The organism is Cellulomonas sp. GTC20042 (genome assembly GCF_055389595.1).
In genome coordinates, this window is the sequence record NZ_AP043678.1 from 3,002,717 (window position 1) to 3,020,866 (window position 18,150).

Annotated in this window: 14 protein-coding genes and 1 tRNA gene; 4 read left to right on the forward strand and 11 right to left on the reverse strand. The window is 72.2% G+C overall.

Going from position 1 to position 18,150, the window contains the following annotated elements; translation table 11 throughout:
* Window positions 1-83: 83 nt before the first annotated feature.
* The 3 genes from lysA to ACZ5HG_RS13920 all read right to left on the reverse strand — a co-directional run bounded on the left by lysA (window position 84) and on the right by ACZ5HG_RS13920 (window position 4,484).
* A complete protein-coding gene (gene lysA, locus ACZ5HG_RS13910; RefSeq protein ID WP_464177266.1) occupies window positions 84-1,448 on the reverse strand; it encodes a diaminopimelate decarboxylase in 1,365 nt (454 codons plus the stop codon).
* Entirely contained in the window at window positions 1,445-3,127 is a 1,683-nt protein-coding gene (gene argS / locus ACZ5HG_RS13915) for an arginine--tRNA ligase (protein ID WP_464177269.1), read from the reverse strand. The genes lysA and argS overlap by 4 nt, the downstream gene beginning before the upstream one ends.
* 64 nt (window positions 3,128-3,191) lie before the next feature.
* Complete coding sequence (locus tag ACZ5HG_RS13920) at window positions 3,192-4,484, reverse strand: CynX/NimT family MFS transporter (RefSeq protein ID WP_464177271.1); 1,293 nt, start codon at window positions 4,482-4,484, stop codon at window positions 3,192-3,194.
* A gap of 95 nt (window positions 4,485-4,579) precedes the next feature.
* Between ACZ5HG_RS13920 and ACZ5HG_RS13925 the strand changes: the two genes are divergently transcribed.
* From ACZ5HG_RS13925 to ACZ5HG_RS13935, 3 genes are all read left to right on the forward strand, one after another.
* Window positions 4,580-5,233 (forward strand): FadR/GntR family transcriptional regulator, encoded by a 654-nt coding sequence (locus tag ACZ5HG_RS13925; RefSeq protein ID WP_464177273.1) that lies wholly within the window; start codon window positions 4,580-4,582, stop codon window positions 5,231-5,233.
* A 51-nt stretch (window positions 5,234-5,284) separates the two neighbouring features.
* Window positions 5,285-5,357, forward strand: a tRNA-Arg gene (locus ACZ5HG_RS13930).
* A gap of 291 nt (window positions 5,358-5,648) precedes the next feature.
* Window positions 5,649-9,356 carry a YobI family P-loop NTPase gene (locus ACZ5HG_RS13935; RefSeq protein WP_464177275.1) on the forward strand — a complete coding sequence of 1,236 codons (3,708 nt, stop codon included), beginning with the start codon at window positions 5,649-5,651 and terminating at the stop codon, window positions 9,354-9,356.
* A 241-nt stretch (window positions 9,357-9,597) separates the two neighbouring features.
* Here ACZ5HG_RS13935 and ACZ5HG_RS13940 read toward each other — a convergent pair whose 3' ends face one another.
* Genes ACZ5HG_RS13940 through ACZ5HG_RS13970 form a run of 7 tightly spaced genes read right to left on the reverse strand, consistent with a single transcriptional unit; the run spans window position 9,598 to window position 15,764 of the window.
* Entirely contained in the window at window positions 9,598-10,488 is an 891-nt protein-coding gene (locus ACZ5HG_RS13940; RefSeq protein ID WP_464177278.1) for a sulfurtransferase, read from the reverse strand.
* Window positions 10,485-11,498, reverse strand: coding sequence for an LLM class flavin-dependent oxidoreductase (locus ACZ5HG_RS13945; protein WP_464177280.1), 1,014 nt, complete (start codon window positions 11,496-11,498; stop codon window positions 10,485-10,487). The genes ACZ5HG_RS13940 and ACZ5HG_RS13945 overlap by 4 nt, the downstream gene beginning before the upstream one ends.
* Window positions 11,495-12,412: an ABC transporter substrate-binding protein gene (locus ACZ5HG_RS13950; protein WP_464177282.1), complete on the reverse strand. Its 918-nt coding sequence runs from the start codon at window positions 12,410-12,412 to the stop codon at window positions 11,495-11,497. Before ACZ5HG_RS13950 ends, ACZ5HG_RS13945 begins: the two co-directional genes overlap by 4 nt.
* Window positions 12,409-13,230: an ABC transporter ATP-binding protein gene (locus tag ACZ5HG_RS13955; RefSeq protein WP_464177284.1), complete on the reverse strand. Its 822-nt coding sequence runs from the start codon at window positions 13,228-13,230 to the stop codon at window positions 12,409-12,411. Before ACZ5HG_RS13955 ends, ACZ5HG_RS13950 begins: the two co-directional genes overlap by 4 nt.
* Window positions 13,220-14,038, reverse strand: coding sequence for an ABC transporter permease (locus tag ACZ5HG_RS13960; RefSeq protein WP_464177286.1), 819 nt, complete (start codon window positions 14,036-14,038; stop codon window positions 13,220-13,222). The genes ACZ5HG_RS13955 and ACZ5HG_RS13960 overlap by 11 nt, the downstream gene beginning before the upstream one ends.
* Complete coding sequence (locus ACZ5HG_RS13965; RefSeq protein ID WP_464177288.1) at window positions 14,035-15,054, reverse strand: ABC transporter substrate-binding protein; 1,020 nt, start codon at window positions 15,052-15,054, stop codon at window positions 14,035-14,037. The genes ACZ5HG_RS13960 and ACZ5HG_RS13965 overlap by 4 nt, the downstream gene beginning before the upstream one ends.
* An 11-nt stretch (window positions 15,055-15,065) precedes the next feature.
* Window positions 15,066-15,764: a nucleoside/nucleotide kinase family protein gene (locus tag ACZ5HG_RS13970; protein WP_464177290.1), complete on the reverse strand. Its 699-nt coding sequence runs from the start codon at window positions 15,762-15,764 to the stop codon at window positions 15,066-15,068.
* A 272-nt stretch (window positions 15,765-16,036) separates the two neighbouring features.
* Between ACZ5HG_RS13970 and ACZ5HG_RS13975 the strand changes: the two genes are divergently transcribed.
* On the forward strand, window positions 16,037-16,693 hold the full coding sequence (locus ACZ5HG_RS13975) for a GntR family transcriptional regulator (RefSeq protein ID WP_464177292.1): 657 nt from the start codon (window positions 16,037-16,039) through the stop codon (window positions 16,691-16,693).
* A gap of 76 nt (window positions 16,694-16,769) precedes the next feature.
* Here the strand turns inward: ACZ5HG_RS13975 and ACZ5HG_RS13980 are convergent, their stop codons facing one another.
* Entirely contained in the window at window positions 16,770-18,134 is a 1,365-nt protein-coding gene (locus ACZ5HG_RS13980) for a glycoside hydrolase family 30 protein (protein WP_464177294.1), read from the reverse strand.
* Between the last annotated feature and the right edge of the window lie 16 nt (window positions 18,135-18,150).

Below are 18,150 nucleotides of genomic sequence, written 5' to 3' on the forward strand. Positions count from 1 at the left end.
CAACCGCGCACGGCCGCGCGCAGGCGCGCGGAAGTGCCGTGCCGCGCGGTCACGGAGGGACGAGAGGCGAACGCGCGCGGCGGTCAGCCGAGGTCGAGGGCGAGCAGGTCGTCCTCGGTCTCGCGGCGGACGAGCACGCGGGTGCCGCCGTCGTGCACCGCGACCACGGGCGGGCGCGGCACGTGGTTGTAGTTGGAGGCCATCGACCGCCCGTAGGCGCCGGTGGCGGGCACGGCGAGCAGGTCGCCGGGGACGATGTCACCGGGCAGGTCGACCTCGTGCACGACGATGTCGCCGCTCTCGCAGTGCTTGCCGACCACGCGGGCCAGCACCGGGGCGACCGTGGACGTCCGGGAGACGATCTCGGCGTGGTAGCGCGCGCCGTACAGGGCGGGGCGCAGGTTGTCGCTCATGCCGCCGTCGACGGAGACGTAGGTGCGCACCCGCCCGTCGTCCAGGGTGACCGGCTTGACGGTGCCGACGGTGTAGAGGGTGAGCGTGGTGGGGCCGACGATCGCGCGGCCGGGCTCGAAGGACAGCCGGGGCAGCGGCGTGCCGAGGTCGGCGCAGGCGGCGTCCACCGCGGCGGCGACGTCCTTGGCGATCCGCGCCGGGTCGAGCGGCACCTCGCCGGGCAGGTAGGCGATGCCGAATCCGCCGCCGAGGTCGACCTCGGGCACCAGGTACCCGGTACGCGCGGCGAGGTCGGCGCGCAGCGCGAGCACGGTGCGAGCGGCCACCGCGAACCCGGCGGGGTCGAGGATCTGCGAGCCGATGTGCGAGTGAATGCCGAGCAGCCGCAGCTCCGGGGCGGCGTGCACCCGCTCCAGCGCGGTCGTCGCGGGGCTGGTCCCGCCCGCGGGCGCCACCACGGAGAGGCCGAACTTCTGGTCCTCGTGCGCGGTGGAGATGTACTCGTGCCCGCCGGCGTGCACGCCGGTGGTGACCCGGACCATCACGGGTGCCGGTGCCCCGCCCTGAGCGCGCACGGCGGCGGCGATCCGGTCGATCTCGCCGAGGGAGTCCACGATGATCCGGCCGACCCCGGCGTCCAGGGCGCGGGCGATCTCGGCGTCGGACTTGTTGTTGCCGTGCAGACCGATCTCGGCGCCGGGCACCCCGGCGCGCAGGGCGACCGCGAGCTCCCCGCCGGTGGCGGTGTCGACGCGCAGCCCCTCCTCGCGGGCCCAGCGGGCGACCGCGACGGACAGGAACGCCTTGCCGGCGTAGTACACGTCGACCTCGGCGCCCAGCGGGGCGAACGCGGCCTCGAAGGCGGTGCGCAGCGTGCGGGCGCGCGCCCGGAAGTCCGCCTCGTCCAGCACGTACGCCGGGGTGCCCTGCTCGCGGGCGAGCGTGCGCAGGTCGACCCCGGCGACGGTCACGGCTCCGTCGGCGCCGCGGGCGGCTCCGGCGGGCCAGGGCAGGCCGAGCGGACCGGTGGTCACATCCGCTCCGGCGCCGAGACCCCCAGCAGACCGAGGCCGTTGGCGAGCACCTGGCGGGTGGCGTCGTTCAGCCACAGGCGGGTGCGGTGCACGTCGCCGACCTGCTCGTCGCCGAAGGGCAGCACCTTGCGCTGCTGGTCGTACCACTTGTGGTACGCGCCGGCGACCTCCTCGAGGTAGCGGGCGACGCGGTGCGGCTCGCGCAGCTCGGCGGCCTGGGCCACCACCCGCGGCATCTCGGCGAGCCGGCCGAGCAGCGCGGCCTCCGAGGGGTGGTCCAGCAGCGCGGCGTCGAAGCCGTCCTCGCGACGCACCCCGGCCTCGGCGGCGTTCCGGGCGATCGAGGCGGTGCGCGAGTGCGCGTACTGCACGTAGTAGACCGGGTTCTCGTTCGTGGCCTTGCTCAGCAGGTCGAGGTCCAGGTCGATCGAGGAGTCCACCGAGGACCGGGCCAGCGAGTAGCGCGCGGCGTCCACGCCCACGGCGTCCACCAGGTCGTCGATCGTCACGACGGTGCCCGCGCGCTTGCTCATCCGCATCGGCTGGCCGTCGCGCACCAGGTTGACCATCTGGCCGATCAGGATCTCGAGGTTGACGTGCGGGGTGTCGCCGAAGGCCGCGCACATCGCCATCATCCGGCCGATGTACCCGTGGTGGTCGGCGCCGAGCATGATGATCACCCGGTCGAAGCCGCGCTCGCGCTTGTCCAGGTAGTACGCCAGGTCGCCCGCGATGTACGCGGCGTCCCCGTCGGACTTGATGATCACCCGGTCCTTGTCGTCACCGAAGTCGGTGGTACGCAGCCAGGTCGCACCGTCCGCCTCGAAGATGTGCCCGAGCTCGCGCAGCCGCGCCACCGCGCGGTCGACGGCGCCGTTCTCGTGCAGCGTGTCCTCGTGGAAGTAGACGTCGAAGTCGACGCCGAAGTCGTGCAGCGACTTCTTGATCTCGGCGAACATCAGGTCGACGCCGCGGGCGCGGAACGCCTCCTGGGCCTCGGCCTCCGGCAGGGTGCGCGGGTCCGGCTCGCCGGCGGCGGCCGCGTCCGCGATCACCTGGTCGGCGATGTCGGCGATGTACTGGCCGCCGTAGCCGTCTTCCGGGGCCTCCTGGCCGAGGGCGCGCGCCAGCAGCGAGCGGGCGAAGCGGTCGATCTGCCCGCCGTGGTCGTTGAAGTAGTACTCGCGGCCCACGGTCGCGCCGGAGGCCTCCAGCACCCGGGCCAGGCTGTCGCCGACCGCCGCCCAGCGCACGCCGCCGATGTGGATCGGGCCGGTGGGGTTGGCGGAGACGAACTCGAGGTTGATGCTCTGGCCGGCCAGCGCGGTGCCGCGCCCGTAGGCCGCGCCCTGCGCGACGATGCCGCGGGCGAGCTCACCGGCGGCGGCCGCGTCCAGCGTGATGTTGAGGAAGCCGGGGCCGGCCACGTCGACCTTCGCGACGCCCTCGACGTCGGACAGGCGGCGGGCGAGCTCCTCGGCGAAGGCGCGCGGGTTGGTGCCGGCCTTCTTCGCCAGCTGCATCGCCACGTTGGTGGCCCAGTCGCCGTGCTCGCGCTGCCGGGGTCGCTCCACGTGCACGGTGGCGGGCAGGTCGGCGGCGTCGAGGGCGAAGGTGCCGTCGGCGACCGCACCGGCGAGGGCGGCGTGGAGGTGCTCGGAGAGCTCTGCGGGGGTCACGGGGACCAGGGTAGCGAGCGTCGGCGCAGGCTCCGACCGCGATGCTGCGGTGCGGGAGGCGGGCTCAGGCGGCCGGGGCGCGGCGCGGTCCCCAGGTGTCCTCCAGCATCACCGGGCGGCAGGCGACGGTGGCCGCGAGCGCCAGCACCACCAGCGTGCCGATCAGGAACAGCAGCGCCGCCGTCCAGGTGCCGGTCGCGTCGTAGAGCACGCCGACCAGCAGCGGCCCGACCGCCGCCACCGCGTAGCCGATCCCCTGGGTGAAGCCGGACAGCGAGGCGGCGCCCGCCGACGTGCGGGTGCGCAGGTTGATCAGCGCCAGCAGCACCGGGAACGCTCCGGGGCCGAACCCGCCGAGCAGGATCCACAGCCACACCGGGCCGCCGGGCGCGACCAGCAGGCCCACGTAGGAGACGACGAAGCAGGCGACGAAGCCGATCACCAGGCCGATCGGGTTGCGCATCCGCGCGGCCAGCACCGGGGCGACCAGGGCAGGCGGCAGGCCGAGGATCGCGAACACCGACAGCCAGACACCGGCCGCGTGCGCCGAGGTGCCGCCGTCGATCAGGATCTGCGGCAGCCAGGCGAACATCGCGTAGGAGTCGAGGGAGTTCATCGCGAAGGTGATCGCCATGCCCCAGGCCAGCGGGCTGCGCCAGACCCGTCCGCCGGAACGGTGCCGGGAGGTGAGCGCCGGGGTGCTGGCCGGGGCCCGCCGGAGCAGCGTCGACAGCTCGGCCCGGGCCACCGCGGAGCGGATCACCACCACCAGCCACGGCACCGCGGCGAGCACGCCGACCACGGCCCACAGCGACAGGGAGGTCCGCCAGCCCATCCGCTCGGCCACCGGCACCGCCAGCAGCGCGGGGGTCGCGGTGCTGAACGTCATCGTCACCGAGTAGGCGGCGGTCACCGGGCCGATCCGGTCCGGGAAGTACCGCTTGACCAGGGGCGGCAGCAGCACGTTGCCCATGCCCATCCCGGCCAGCGCGATCAGCGTCCACCCGAGGAACCCGGTGGCCGAGGTGGTGCTGGAGCGCACGACCTCCCCCGCCGCCGACAGCAGCATCGCCGCGACCAGCAGCGGCTCCAGGCCCACCCGGCGGGCCAGCACCGGCGTCAGCGAGCCGAAGACCGCGAAGGAGACCACCGGGATCGTGCCGAGCAGCCCGGCCTGGGTCGCCGACAGCGCGACGTCGGCGCGCACCAGGTCGAGGATCGGCGACACCGAGGCCACGGCGATCCGCAGGTTGAGCGCCACCAGCAGCACGCCGAGCAGCACCACGCCGCGGCCGCGCCACGGGGCGGGACCGCCGGTCAGGGGCTCGGCGGGCAGCATCGGACCTCGGATCGTCATCGGGAGCGCGGCTGGTCCGATCGGGAGAGCCGGTAGCGTGAGGTGCCCCGGTTCGTGTTGAATCTCGGCACACCTGACCAGGGAGACTACCCCGCATGACGCGACGCACCGGACTCATCGACGCGACGGTGGCCGAGCTCAGGCACCGGATCACGTCCGGCGACTGGCCGATCGGCTCGCGCATCCCCGCCGAACCCGCGCTGGTGGAGCTGCTGGGCGTGGGCCGCAACACCGTGCGCGAGGCGGTGCAGTCCCTGGTCCACGCGGGTCTGGTGGAGCGGCGGCAGGGATCGGGCACCTACGTGCTGTCCGCCTCCGAGCTCGCGGTGAGCATGAGCCGGCAGATCGCCGACGCCCGGCAGCGCGACGTGGTCGAGGTGCGCCGCAGCCTGGAGGTCGAGGCCGCCCGCCTCGCCGCCCGCCGCCGCACCACCGCCGACGTCGAGGTGATCACCGCCCTGCGCGACGAGCGCGCCGACGCCTACGCCTCCGGGGCGCTGGACCGGATGGTCGCCGCCGACCTGGCCCTGCACCGCGCCATCGCCCGCGCCGCCCGCAACCCCGTGCTGCTGTCGCTCTACGAGAACCTGATCGACGCGATCACCGACAACATCCGGTTCAACTTCGCGCAGGTGCTCCAGGACGGCGACAACCACGACGGCCTGGTGGACGCGATCGTCCGCGGGGACTCCGGCGGGGCCGTCGACGAGACCAGCACGTACCTGTCCGGGTTGCTCGGAGAGGACTGACGACCTGGTAATGTCATGCCTCGCATCGGCTCGCCCGATGATGCGGTGCACGCCCTCGTAGCTCAGTGGATAGAGCGTCTGCCTCCGGAGCAGAAGGTCGTAGGTTCGAATCCTATCGAGGGCACAGATCGACTGCCCGGTCCCCCACACAGGGGGCCGGGCAGTCGTCGTCCCTGGGGACCGGCAAGTCAGAAGCGCAGGTCGGGCGATCAAGTACTCCGCCGCCCCAGACGGGGCGGCCTCGGCGGTCTCGGCGACCGCCTGATCGTCTGCGACCAGGCCGAACTCGCGCTGGGCGAGCTTGAGGAACTCGTTCGAGGTCATCTGCACGTATGGCTTCCGCAGTGACTCCATCCGTGCCGTACCGGAGTCGGAACTTGGTCCGGGAGTCGGTACCCCTCGCTACGCTCCGCAGGTGCCGACCACACCCGAAGACTGGTCCCAGCTCGAACCGGCGCGAACGGCTCCCCTTCTTCGGAGTCTCGCGCCTCGGTTCGACCCCTCTCAGCATGCCCTGTATCGCGACCTGATCATTCGCGCTTTGAGCGGCACCGGTGCTCGGGTACGCAACCTGGCCTTGACGGGGGCGTACGGCGCGGGCAAGAGCAGCATCCTGCGCGCGGTGACCGAGCACTTCGGGGAGGAAAAGGTCGTCGAGCTGTCGTTGTCCTCGTTGGAGGCCGCGTCCGACGACAAGCGCCCGGAAGCCAGCGAGCACCCGGCTGCGACGACGAAGACGAACCGCATCCAGAAGGAGATCGTCAAGCAGCTTCTCTACCGGTTGCCGCCCGCTCAGACACCTCGTTCACGGTTCCCGCGAGCGACCGAACCGTCCACGAACCGCGAGCGGAGGTTGGCCGTGATCTGGGGCCTGGGCACTTACGTCGCCCTGATGGCGGTCGGCGCGCTCCCCCTGGTTGTCGAGGCACTCGTCGAGCCGACGTGGCACCGTGTGATCGCTTATCTAGCTCTGGCGGGCGCCGCGGTGGTAGTGGCCTGGTACACACGGCGGCTGGTGCGCGGCCGGATGACTATCGACTCCTTGAGCGCCGGCCCTGCGAAGGTGACGCTGTCCAAGGCTGCGACGAGCTACTTCGACGAGTACCTCGACGAGATTGTGTACTTCTTCGAGGTCAGCCGGTGCGGCATCGTCCTGATCGAGGACATCGACCGATTCGAGGACGTGCACATCTTCGAGACGCTGCGGGCGCTCAACGGACTACTGAACAGCGCACGCCAGGTCGCTCAGCCGGTCACGTTTATCTACGCGATCCGGGACAGCGTGTTCGAGCAGATCGGGCGTGGCGACGAGCTATTCCCCGACGACCAGGGCCGGGAGGTGACCGACGTCGTCGAGCGCACCGACGACGCCCAGGCGCAGCTCACCCGGGTAAACCGCACCAAGTACTTCGACCTGGTCATCCCCGTCGTGCCGTTCATCACGCACGACAACGCGCGGGACCTGCTGACGACCACCATGACCAGCGCCGAGTACGAGATCTCACCGCGGCTGATCCGGCTCGCAGCCCGACACGTCGCGGACATGCGGCTGATCACGAACATTCGCAACGAGTTCGAGGTGTTCCGCAGCCGGCTACTGCTGACCGCGCGTCCGATGCCCGGCCTGAGCGGGGACCTGCTGTTTTCGATCATCTTGTTCAAGAACACCAGCGTGGCCGAGTTCGAGAAGATCCGGCTGCGCCGCAGCACCCTTGACGCGCTGCATCGGCATTGGCGTGCGCTCGTCGCCAGGAATCTCGAGGTCCAGACCCGCAAGCTGACCGAGCTCCGCGACCTGCTGCACACACAGGCGACCGCCGACGCACGCAGTCGTGACCTCGGCGCGAAGCTGTGGACCGTGTTTGAGGCCCTGATGAACACAGCGAGTTCGACCCGCACATGGGGCGCCGCCCAACTGATGCTGGACGGGCGCGCCGTGGACCAGTCGGAAGTGCAATCGCGGGCCTTCTGGCAGGCCATGGCGTCTGGCAGCACAGTAAAGGCAGGCCCGTTCGCCCAGAACGATTTCAGCTTCGACGCCGAAGAGCTCGGGCGCCTGCTTCGGGTGCCGTTCGTCAAGGCCGACTGGGACGAGGTCGACATCCAGCAACTCAACAGCCAGATCGCAGCCGTCGAGGAGCGCATCTGGTTCCTCCGCCATCACGAATGGGACGCGTTGTACGCGCGAGAGGAGTTCACACTTCACGAGGACGCCGCTCAAGAGCCTACCTCGAGCTTCCGCAACCTGGTCGAGGCGACTCTCGGGTCGCGACTAGCGCGCGACCTCGTCCGCGACGGCTATCTCAACCAGCACTTCGCACTATACGTGTCGACGTACTACGGCGAGCATCTGCGCCCGAGTGCAATGGACTATGTCATGCGGTGCATAGAGCCCGGAGCACCGGACCCGACTTTCCCGCTGGACGCTGAAGACGTCGAGGCAATTCTCACCGACCGAGGTATCGAATCACTGTCCGACCACAGCGCGCTCAACGTCTCGATCTTGGACCACATCCTCGCCCAGCGGCCGGAGCACGCGAGCCTGATCGTCGACCAGCTCGTCGCGTGGGGCAAGACCGAGCGAGATTTCGTCGACACCTATCTGAACCTGGGAGCAGCCCCGCTCGACCTGGTCAGGCGCATGACACCGATTTTCCCCGCGATGTTCTCCTATCTGGTCTCCCGGGCGCCGGTGGACGACTACATGCGGCTGCTGCTCGTCGACGTCGCACTGGACGCTTGCGCACCCGACGTCTCTTACGCATGGGATGAACCTGTGCGCCCGTTCCTCGAGGACCACTTCCTCGAGCTCGAGAACGTTGTCGCACCCGCCGAAGATGAGTCCGCGGACCGTGTCTTCGATCTCCTCCGTCAGGCAGAGGTGCTCCTGCCAACGGTTCGGGGCCTGGGGGCCAGGGCGCAGCGGGCGGCAGTCGACCACGCCTTGTACGCGGTCACCCTCGAGAATCTCGTCACTCTCAGCGGAGGTGCTGACGTCGCACTGGACGTCCTGCGCAAGGTGCGCGGCGGCAGAATCTACGCGCACGCGCTCGACCATCAGGTTGCGTATGTGGCAGCGGTCCAGGAGTCAACCGCGACCAAGCACACAGTCAAGAACCCCGGCGAGTTCGAAATCGTACTTCGGGACGTCGGTGAGCACGGTGGCGACGCCATGAATGAAATCATCCGGCTCGCTTCTCCACCTTGCTCGGTTCGTGACCTCACGACGGTCCCGTCCGCGGCATGGCCTGCCTTGGTCGCCGGCGACGACCGCACCATCGCCTCGCTGGGAAACGTCCGTGAGTACATCGACGGGTTCGGCGGCCTGGACGCCCCCATGGCCTCGCTCCTACGCACCGCAGGAGTAATCACGTGGCCGTCCAACGCACCGCAGGGAGTGCGTCGTGAACTGGCCGCAGTAGTCGTGAACGCGCGCACCCTCCTGCCGGAGCCCGAGCTTCGGGTACGGATCGCGCAGAGCCTGGACGCCGCCCCGCTTCCCGCGTCGGTCGTCGAGCCGGAGAGCGGCCCGCTGGTTTCGCTGCTGCTTGAGAAAGGGCTGCTAGCCGACGATGCTTCAACATTCACCGAGCGACTGATGGTTGATTGGCGCACACGCGAGCTGGCGATCAGCAAGGCCGCACGCTTCGGGTCATATCTCTCCCCAAGCCTCGTACCCGCGACCCAGCTACGCGCCCTCTTGCTCAGTCCACGGGTCAAGGTCTCAATCCAGGAGGCCGTTGTCGAGTCTTTGGACGACTACCTCGCAGGTGCGAGCAGCGCAACAGTCCAGGGGGTCGCGGACGCTCTCGCCGATGAGGGCTGGGACCTGGACCACGCCCTGGTCGAGACGTTGCGGCAACAGGGCGCATCAGACGCGACTGTGGTGCAGCTCCTGGCCGGTTCGCGGAGCGTGACCGACGACGAGATACGTGCGACCTTGCGCGCGCTGGGCGGGCGGTACGCGCAAGTCGCCGACCGGGGGTTCGCCCGACCGGAACTACCAGACGATGAACAGCACGAGGCGATCCTGGACCGACTGCAGGCTGCGGGAGTGGTCAAGCAGCACCGCGTACGCGACGGCCGTCACGGGTGGCGTTACGTGACCCTGCGCCAGCCATAGACGTTGACGGACCGATCAGCCATCACTCGCTGGTGCGGGCACGGACCCACATTGGACGGGCCTGGCGACCACCCCTTGACAGTGTCGCGACCGATGCCGATGGCGATGCGCTGGAGGCCCCGTGGTCTCGGGGCGTTCTTACCGCAGCGTCAAGTGTGTGGAGGTGCCGCCGCGGCGAGTGATGACGTTCGGGGGTTGCAGGTGGGCGCCATGGGCTCGCTTTCAGGTCACATCGCGACCGTCAGCCGGCCGCGTCGGCCGTCTCGGGCACCGCGGTGAGCAGCGGCAGGTCGGGGCGGGCCGCCCACTCCTCGAGCGAGCCGTCGTACAGCGCGACGTGCTCGGCGCCCGCCGTGACCAGGGCGAGGGCGAGCCGGCTCGCCGAGATGCCGCCGCCGCAGTAGACGACGAGGCGCCCGGGGCCGCGGGCCGGCGCCAGCCGCTGGTGCAGCATGCCGGCGGGGAGCAGGAATCCGCGCTCGTCGCTGACCCCGCGGGCGGGCAGGTTGGTCGATCCGGGGATGTGGCCCCGTCGGGCGTAGCGGGTCGGGGCCGTCCCGGCGAACTGCTCGGCGCCGAGCGCGCAGACCAGGCGGCCCGGTGCGGTGCCGTCCATGATCGCGCGCACGTCGTCCAGGTCGGCCCACGCGTCGGCCCGCGGGCGCAGGGTCAGGTCGCCCCCGTCGCCGCGGGCGGCCGCCGACCGGGTGTCGCGGGGTCCGGCGACCGGTCCGCCCGCGGCGCGCCAGGCGGCGAACCCGCCGTCGAGGACCCGGGACGGGACGCCGAGCGCCCGCAGCGACCACCAGCCGCGGGCGGCCCAGAACCCGTCGGACCGGTCGTAGAGCACCACCCGCCGGCTGTCGCGCGCGCCGAGCCTGGTCAGGACCCGGTGGGCGTGCTCCGGCGTGGGTTGCGCGAAGTGGTAGCCGGCGGCCGGGTCGGTGAACTCGGCGAGCAGGTCGAGGTGCGCGGACCCGGGCACGTGCTCGGCGCGCCAGCCGTCGGCACCGCTGCTCGCCCGGTGGTCGCCGTCGGCGCGGGGCCGGGGCAGCACGACGGTCGCGTCGAGGACCAGCGTGTCCTGGTCGTCCGCGAGCAGCTCGTGCGCGTCGATCAGCGGCCAGGTCATGACGCCGCACCGGCGGTGACGGGTGCGTCCAGGAGCGGCAGCAGCGCGGCGGACGCGAGCTCGACCTGCCCGCGCAGGTCGTCCCCCAGCGGGTGCAGCAGGACGTGCGTGGCGCCGGCGGCGTGCAGGGACGCGAGGAAGACCGCGCACTGCTCGGGCGTGCCGATCGCGGACACGGCGCGCAGGTCGTCGAAGTCGATCCCGCGGGTGTTCTGCACCGCCCAGGCGCTGCGGGCGTTCGCGACCGCCTCGTCCTCGGTGGTGGCGATCGACAGGTTGACCTGAACGGCGACCGGGAAGTCCGCCGCCGGGTCGCGGTGGTGCTCCGCGCGCAGGTCGGTCAGCAGGTCGAGGCGCTGCCGCAGGGTGCCGGGGGCGACGTTGTAGGTCAGCCAGCCGTCGCCGTGCGCCGCGACGCGTCCGAGGACCCGGCGCAGCCCCTCGGGCGTCGCCGCGGGCGACGGGTTGGCGACCATCCAGATCGGCAGGGGCCGCTGCACGAACGCGGGCGTCAGCTCGATGTCGCGCAGGTCGAGGTGCTCCGAGCGGTAGGTCTGGTGCGGGTCGCGGGAGACCGCGCGCAGGAACGCCAGGGCGTCGAGCATCCGCGCGGACTTCTCCTCGTAGGTCAGGCCGAAGGCGGCACGCTCGCGCTCGTGCTTCTGGCCGGTGCGGTTGCCCGGGCACAGCACCATCGTGACCCGGCCGCCGGACAGGGCGTCCAGGTTCGCCCACTGCTGGGCCGTGACCAGCGGCTGGCGCAGCCCCAGGGTGGACAGGCAGGCCACGCCGAGGCGCAGCCGACGGGTGCGGGCGGCGAGGGCCGCGAGCAGCACCGTCGAGTCGAAGAACCGCAGGGCGAGGATCGAGTCCGGCACCCACACCCCGTACCAGCCGGGCACCCGGTCGAGGTGCTCGGCGACCTCGATCAGCTCGGCGAGCCGGGCCGTCGCCGATCCCTCGTCGGGGACCCGGCCGGGCAGCACGATCGAGGCGAGCGGCCCGCTCATGCGGGCACCGGCGTGCCGAGCGGTCCGGCGGTCGCCCCGGCCAGCCCCGCCAGGTCGGGCAGCGCGTCGTTCGCGTGCAGCCAGTGCGCGTACGGCACGAGCAGGTCGGGGCGCAGCACGCCCCACCGGTCCGCGTGGAACCACGTGGGCGCGACCAGCCGGACGGAGCGTTCCAGGATCGCGGCCGGGAAGTACGGGGTGACGTGCGCGAAGTGCGCGGCGGCAGCCGCGGGGTCGGCCGCCGCGGCGCGGTACCCGTCCTCGGTGGCGGTCAGCAGCGGGTCCAGCGCGCCGGGGTGCTGGTCGAGCCACGCCTCGCGCGCGACCAGCAGGTAGGAGTGGAACGCCGGTGCGCCGTGGTCCTTGACCGGCCAGGACAGCCGGTCCGCGCCGGGGTGGGTGTCGAACAGCTCGTCCCAGGCCCAGTACGCGCCGAAGTACGCCTCGGCCGTGCCGGCGAGCAGGTCCGCGGACTGCAGCTCGCGGGGCCCGGAGTCGACGATCTCGAGGCTGCCCGGATCGCCTCCGTCGGCGGCGACCAGGTGGCGCACCATGGCCAGGCCGCGCGGCGTGGGGTTGAGCGCGACACGGCGACCGGCGAGGTCCCGGGGGCGGGTGATGCCGAGCGAACGCAGCGAGTGCAGCGTCTCCAGACCGGTCTGGTTGATCGCGGCGACCGCGGTGACCCGCTGCCCGCGGGACCGGGAGGCCAGCAGCCGGTTGGACGGCACGACCCCCAGGTCGGCCTCGTCACGGGCCAGGTGCGCGAGGGTGTCGCCCCGCCCCGGGTCGGCCGTCGCGACGTGCAGGTCGATGCCGGCCTCCGCGTAGCGACCGAGGTGGCGGGCGAGGGTGAACCCGAGGTCGTTGGGCCACGGGTGGTAGTAGCCGAGCATCACGCGGGCGGTGGTCATGCGAGCTCCGTGAGGGTCAGGGGACGTGCGGGCGGTACGGCGTCCGGGCCGGGGGCGGGTGCGCGCAGCAGGTCGGTGATCTCCCGGCGCAGACGGATGAACTCCGGGGAGTCGGTGATCTGCTCGTCGCGGGGCCGGTCGAACGGCACCTCGACGCGACGGATCACGTGCGCGGGCCGGGCGGACAGCACGTAGACGGTGTCGGACAGCAGCAGCGCCTCGTCGATGTTGTGGGTGATGAACAGCACCGAGCGGCGGGTCTGCTCCCACAGGTGCAGCAGCCAGCGCTGCATGTCGGCGCGGGTGAGGGCGTCCAGGGCGCTGAACGGCTCGTCGAGGCACATGAACGGGCGCGGGGCGAGCAGCGCCCGCAGGAAGGCGACGCGCTGCTGCATCCCGCCGGACAGGGCGTGCGGCAGCGACGCGGTGAAGTCGCCCAGGCCGATCCGGTGCAGCCAGTCGGTGGCCTCGGCGGCGGAGGCGGCGGTGCGGGTGCCGGCGATCTCCTGCGGCAGCAGCACGTTGGCGAGCACGCTGCGCCACGGCAGCAGCGCGGGCTGCTGGGGCATGTGGCTGAGGTGCCCGCGCGACCCAGTGATGTCCTGCTCGTCGAGCAGCACCCGCCCGCTGTCCGGGGTCAGCAGCCCGCCGACCAGGTGCAGCAGCGTGCTCTTGCCCGAGCCGGACGGCCCGACGATCGAGACGAACTCCCCGGGCTCGACGCTCAGCGACAGGCCGTCCAGGACGGGCAGCGGTCCGGAAGCCGTGGGATAGCTGACGTGCACGTCCGCCACGTGCAGGCGCGGGTCAGCGCTCACGGGTCCTCCAGCGGGTCGTGCGGCGCTCCAGCGCCGCGATCAGGGCGAACAGGGCGAGGCTGAGCGCGACGATCGCGAGGATCGCGACGAACACCCGGTCGGCGCGGAACGCGGAGCGCTGCAGCAGCATGTAGTGGCCCAGGCCCCGGTCGGAGCCGACCCACTCGGCCACGACGGCGCCCATCACCGCGTAGGTGGCGGCGATCTTCAGCCCGGAGAACACCGACGGCAGCGCCGAGGGCACCTCGACCGTGCGGAACAGCTGCCAGCGCGTCGCCCCCGACATGCGCAGGTAGTCCAGGACGACGCGATCCGCGCCGCGCAGCCCGTCCATCGCCGCCACCGCGACCGGGAAGAAGCAGACCAGCACGATCACGACGATCTTGGGCGTGAGGCCGAAGCCGAACCAGATGACCAGCAGCGGCGCCAGGGCGATCGAGGGGATGTTCTGGCTGACGATCAGCAGCGGGTAGACCGCGGCACGCACCGGGTCGACCAGGTGCAGCACTGCGGCCAGGGCCAGGCCGATCGCCACGCCCAGGACGCCGCCGACCGCGGTCAGCCGGACCGTCGCCACGACGTCCTCCACGAGGGTGGGGGCGACCGCGACGGCCTCCTGCGCGATCCGGACCGGCCCGGGGAGCATCCACGCGGGGACGGCGAGCACCCGGGTCGCCACCTCCCACAGCACCAGGACGGCGAGGGCGGTCGCCACCGCGGGCGCGGCTGCGCGCAGCCGCGTGCCACCGGCCGGGCTGGCCGGGCGCTGACGGGCGGGTGCCGGGCGCGGCCGGGCGAGCGTCGTCACGACGCGGCCTCGACGAACTCGTTGGTGTAGGCGGCCTCGTGGTCGAAGCCGGGCTCGATGATGTCGTGCTCCTCGAGCCAGGCGCTGAAGCCCGCCCAGACCTCGGGCCGCTGGTAGCCCCACCGGGGCGAGTCGGACCGGTACTCGGCGGCCAGGTACTGCTGGCTCGCGACGACCTGCTGCTCGTCGAGGTCGGGCACCGCGTCCAGCAGGATCTGCGCGGCGTCGTCGGGGTGCTCGATCGCGTACTCGTACCCCTGGGTGGTGGCGTCGACGAACGCCTGCACCAGGTCGGGGTCCTCGGCGATGACGTCCTCGCTCGAGATCAGCACCGGCGTGTACCAGTCCAGGGCGTCGTCGTAGTCGCGCACGAGCTGGACGTTCAGGTCGACGCCCTGCTCCTCGGCCAGCGGCACGTCCCAGCCCTCGAACACCCAGCCCAGGTCGATGTCGCGCTGGAACGACTGGATGACGCTGCTGGTGCCGATGTCGATGTTCGTCACGGCGTCGGGGTCGCCGCCGTCCTGCTCGACCAGGGCCGACAGGATCGCCCCCTCGATCGGGCTGCCCCACCCGCCGTAGACGTGGCCGGCGTAGTCCGCGGGACGCTCGATGCCGCGATCGACCGGCGAGGCGAACCCCGAGGTGTTGTGCGCGATCACGGCGGCGATCGACACCACGGGCACGTCCTGGCCGCGCGCCTGGGTGACGTTCTCCTGGTACGACACCCCGAACTGCGCCGAGCCGGACGCGACCAGCGCCTCGGCGCCGTCCTCCGGGGGCTGCACGATCTGCAGGTCGATGCCGTGCTCGGCGTACCAGCCCTTCTCCTGCGCGACGTAGACGCCGGTGTGGTTGGTGTTCGGCGTCCAGTCCAGCACGAACGTCACCGGGGTGAGGTCGTCGTCGGACGCGGAGGAGGACGCGGCCGAGCCGCTGGTCGAGCCGCAGGCCGCCAGGGCTGTCACGGCGGCGACGGTGGTGGTCAGCAGGAGCAGACGGGGTGCGGAGCGCATGGGTGGGCCTTTCAGGCGGGGTCGGGGCTCGAGGACGTGCGGGTGGACGTGCGGGAGGGCGTGCGGGAGGGCGGTGGGAGGGCGCCGAGGTGGGCACCGGTGGCGTCGGCGCGGACCACGCGGAGGTCGGCGCGGCGCCGGGTCGCGTGCCGGCCCGCCAGGTCCTCCTCCTGCCGGGACCAGACGGCCCGGAACGGGAGGTACTCGACGCGGTCCGCGCGGGCGTCGAGGCGGCGGGCGCGCACCGCCGGCGCGGCGTGCACCCAGATCCGCACCGAGACGCCGGACCCGGACGCGAGCGAGGCGATGCCGCTGCCCTCGAGGACCGCCACCTCCGGGGCCGGGAGGTCCAGCCGGGGGCCGGCCGACCCGGTGCCCCAGTCGTAGGTCAGCGGGGTCCCGGTCCGACCGTGCGACCAGGGCGTGACGAGGTCGCGGCCGAGGGCGGCGATCCCCTCGTCCAGGCCGTGCCAGCCGGGGACGAAGTCGTCGACGTGCAGCACCGGGGCGTCCAGCGCACGGCCCAGCCGCTCGGCGAACCAGGTCTTCCCCGATCCGGAGAACCCGTCGACGGCGACGACCCGGGTCCCCGCTGCGCCGACCGTCGCCGACGCGCGGGCGGCGAGCCGGTGCACCCGGTCAGCGAGCTCGACCCAGCTGGTCGGCCGGCCCCCGGCGGACGGGGCGAGGGGGGCGAGGATCTGGTGCACGAGATGTCTCCGGGGGCGTGCCCGATCGCGGCGTGCGAGCGGGGAGCGGACGAGGCCGGGTGCGCCGGCTCGCCGGAGGGAGACGAGGGCGCGTCAGGGACAGCGGCGACACGGACACGACCGCGTGGCGGTCGTGGTGCGCGGCATGCTCGGCACGGGTGCTCCTCGGATCGGGGGATCGTCGGCGACGGTAGACCGGGGATCGCGCACGCCACAACGGCCGTTCGCCATTCGGGATACTGTTGTATACGAACGCACACGAAAGGATCGGGATGACCCAGGCCGAGGTGTCCGAGACGCTGCGCAGCGACATCGGCGTGCAGCACTACACGCGGCTGCGCGCCGACCTGCTGACCGGGGCGTTCGCACCGCACGACGTGCTCCAGGAGTCCGGGCTCGCCACCCGGTACGGCGTGTCACGCACGCCGGTGCGCGAGGCGCTCGCCCGGCTGGAGCAGGACGGCCTGCTCGAACGCGTCGCACGGGGCTACCGGATCCGGTCGGCGACGCCCGAGGACGTGCTCGACATCTACGAGGCCCGCACCGCGCTCGAGTCGCTCGCCGCGGCCGGCGCCGCCGACCGACGCTCGGCCCTGGAGCTCGCCCGGCTGGAGAGCCTGGGCGAGGACGCGGCCGACGCCTCCCCCGAGGAGCAGCGACGGCTGAACACCCTGTGGCACGAGGCCCTGTGGGACGCGGCGCACAACCCCACGGTGACCGGCCTGCTCACCCGCCTGACGGCCCAGCTGCGGATCCACGACCGGGCCCGCACCGAGCTCGCCGACGACCTGGCCGCCACCCGGGTCGAGCACGCGCGGGTCCTCGACGGCCTGCGGAGCCGCGACCCCGTCGCCGCCCGCGAGGCGATGGCCGCGCACCTGGACCGGTCGCGGCAGGTGCGTCTGGAAGGCTTCGCCCGCCAGCGTTGAGCACGACCCCCGCACAGACCGACGGCCCGGTCCCCCACGCGGGGCCGGGCCGTCGTCGTCCGCGGGAGCGCCCGGGTCAGACCTCGATCACGAAGGTGCTGAGCGAGTCGGCGGGCAGCACCGGCTCGATCACCTCGTCGCCGACCAGGATCTGCACCGGGGTGTCCTCGCGGGTGTCGTTCTGCATGACGATCACCAGCGAGCCGTCCGGGTTGCGGAAGGCGACCTGGTTGTCGAAGCCGGTGTAGGACAGCGTCGGGACCAGGCGGGCGCCCGGGCGCACGTAGTGGCTGACGTGCTTGAGCACCTGGTACTCGTGGGTGTACTCGAAGGTGGCGGTCTCCGGGTCGACGACCACCAGGGAGTTCTGCGACCAGCCCCAGCGGCTGACGCCGCCGCGGTCCAGCGAGAGGTTCCAGTACTGGTAGGCGCTGGCGCCGTCGTTGAGGAAGTCGCGCATGAGGCGCCAGGAGTAGCGGGCGTAGCGCCAGTCGTTCTTGCCGTCGCCGCACTCCTGCTCGGTCTGGTAGACGGGCAGGTCGGGGTAGTCGCGCACCAGGAAGGGCACGATCGACTTGCCGTGCCACTGCACGCCGATCCCGGAGATCTCGGCGGCGGCCTCGGGGTCGTCCAGCACACCGGCGACCAGCGCGGTGTTCGGGCGCTCCACGGTGCCGAGGAAGACCTGCACGTCGCGGGCGCGCATCTGCGGGCCGAGGTGCTTGACGAAGGCCGCGAGGCCGGCGGGGGTCCAGGTGCAGCTCGGGTAGGGCTGCGCGGAGTTGAACTCGTTCTGCGGCATCACCATGCCGATGTCGATGCCGCGGTCGCGGTAGGCGTCGACGAACTTGCCGAAGTACGCGGCATAGGCGGCGAGGTGCGCCTCGTCCTGGATGAAGGAGTCGGTGCCCTCGGCCTGCACCTGGTCCTCGCGCAGGCCGGTCTCGACGCCGTCGGCCCAGGGCAGCGAGGAGGCGTAGTGGCCGTTGGTCTTCATCCACTGCGGCGGGCACCACGGGGACGCCCAGATCCGCAGGTCGTCGGCCTCGGCCTGCGCGGCACGGATGAACGGGACCAGGGTCTCCTCGTCGTGCGCGATGCTGAAGTGCTCCAGGGCGAGGTCGCCCGGCACCTCGGCGTAGGAGTAGTAGTCGCGGGAGAAGTCGTTGGCGCCGATCGGCATGCGGCCGGTGGTGAAGGAGCCGCCGACGCCGGGGGCGTACATCTCGCGGAAGATCTCGGCGCGCTGCTCCGCGCTCAGCCGGCTCAGCGAGGTCCAGCCGAGCTCGTTGAAGCAGGCGCCGAAGCCCTCGATCTCCTGGCGCTCGTCGTCGAGCTGCACCAGCACGTCGGGGATCCGGGTCATCGGGCCGGGATCGACGGTGCCGAGGTCGCGGAAGCGCTCGTGCTCGGTCGTGCTGGTCCAGGTGGTGATCTTCATGGAGCTGCTCCCACGT

What these genes read in the sequence shown, in the direction of transcription:
- ACZ5HG_RS13920 (WP_464177271.1), bottom strand. Translation starts at nt 4,484, where the DNA reads ATGACGATCCGAGGTCCGATGCTGCCCGCCGAGCCCCTGACCGGCGGT.
- ACZ5HG_RS13925 (WP_464177273.1), top strand. Translation starts at nt 4,580, where the DNA reads ATGACGCGACGCACCGGACTCATCGACGCGACGGTGGCCGAGCTCAGG.
- ACZ5HG_RS13940 (WP_464177278.1), bottom strand. Translation starts at nt 10,488, where the DNA reads ATGACCTGGCCGCTGATCGACGCGCACGAGCTGCTCGCGGACGACCAG.
- ACZ5HG_RS13945 (WP_464177280.1), bottom strand. Translation starts at nt 11,498, where the DNA reads ATGAGCGGGCCGCTCGCCTCGATCGTGCTGCCCGGCCGGGTCCCCGAC.
- ACZ5HG_RS13950 (WP_464177282.1), bottom strand. Translation starts at nt 12,412, where the DNA reads ATGACCACCGCCCGCGTGATGCTCGGCTACTACCACCCGTGGCCCAAC.
- ACZ5HG_RS13965 (WP_464177288.1), bottom strand. Translation starts at nt 15,054, where the DNA reads ATGCGCTCCGCACCCCGTCTGCTCCTGCTGACCACCACCGTCGCCGCC.
- ACZ5HG_RS13975 (WP_464177292.1), top strand. Translation starts at nt 16,037, where the DNA reads ATGACCCAGGCCGAGGTGTCCGAGACGCTGCGCAGCGACATCGGCGTG.
- ACZ5HG_RS13980 (WP_464177294.1), bottom strand. Translation starts at nt 18,134, where the DNA reads ATGAAGATCACCACCTGGACCAGCACGACCGAGCACGAGCGCTTCCGC.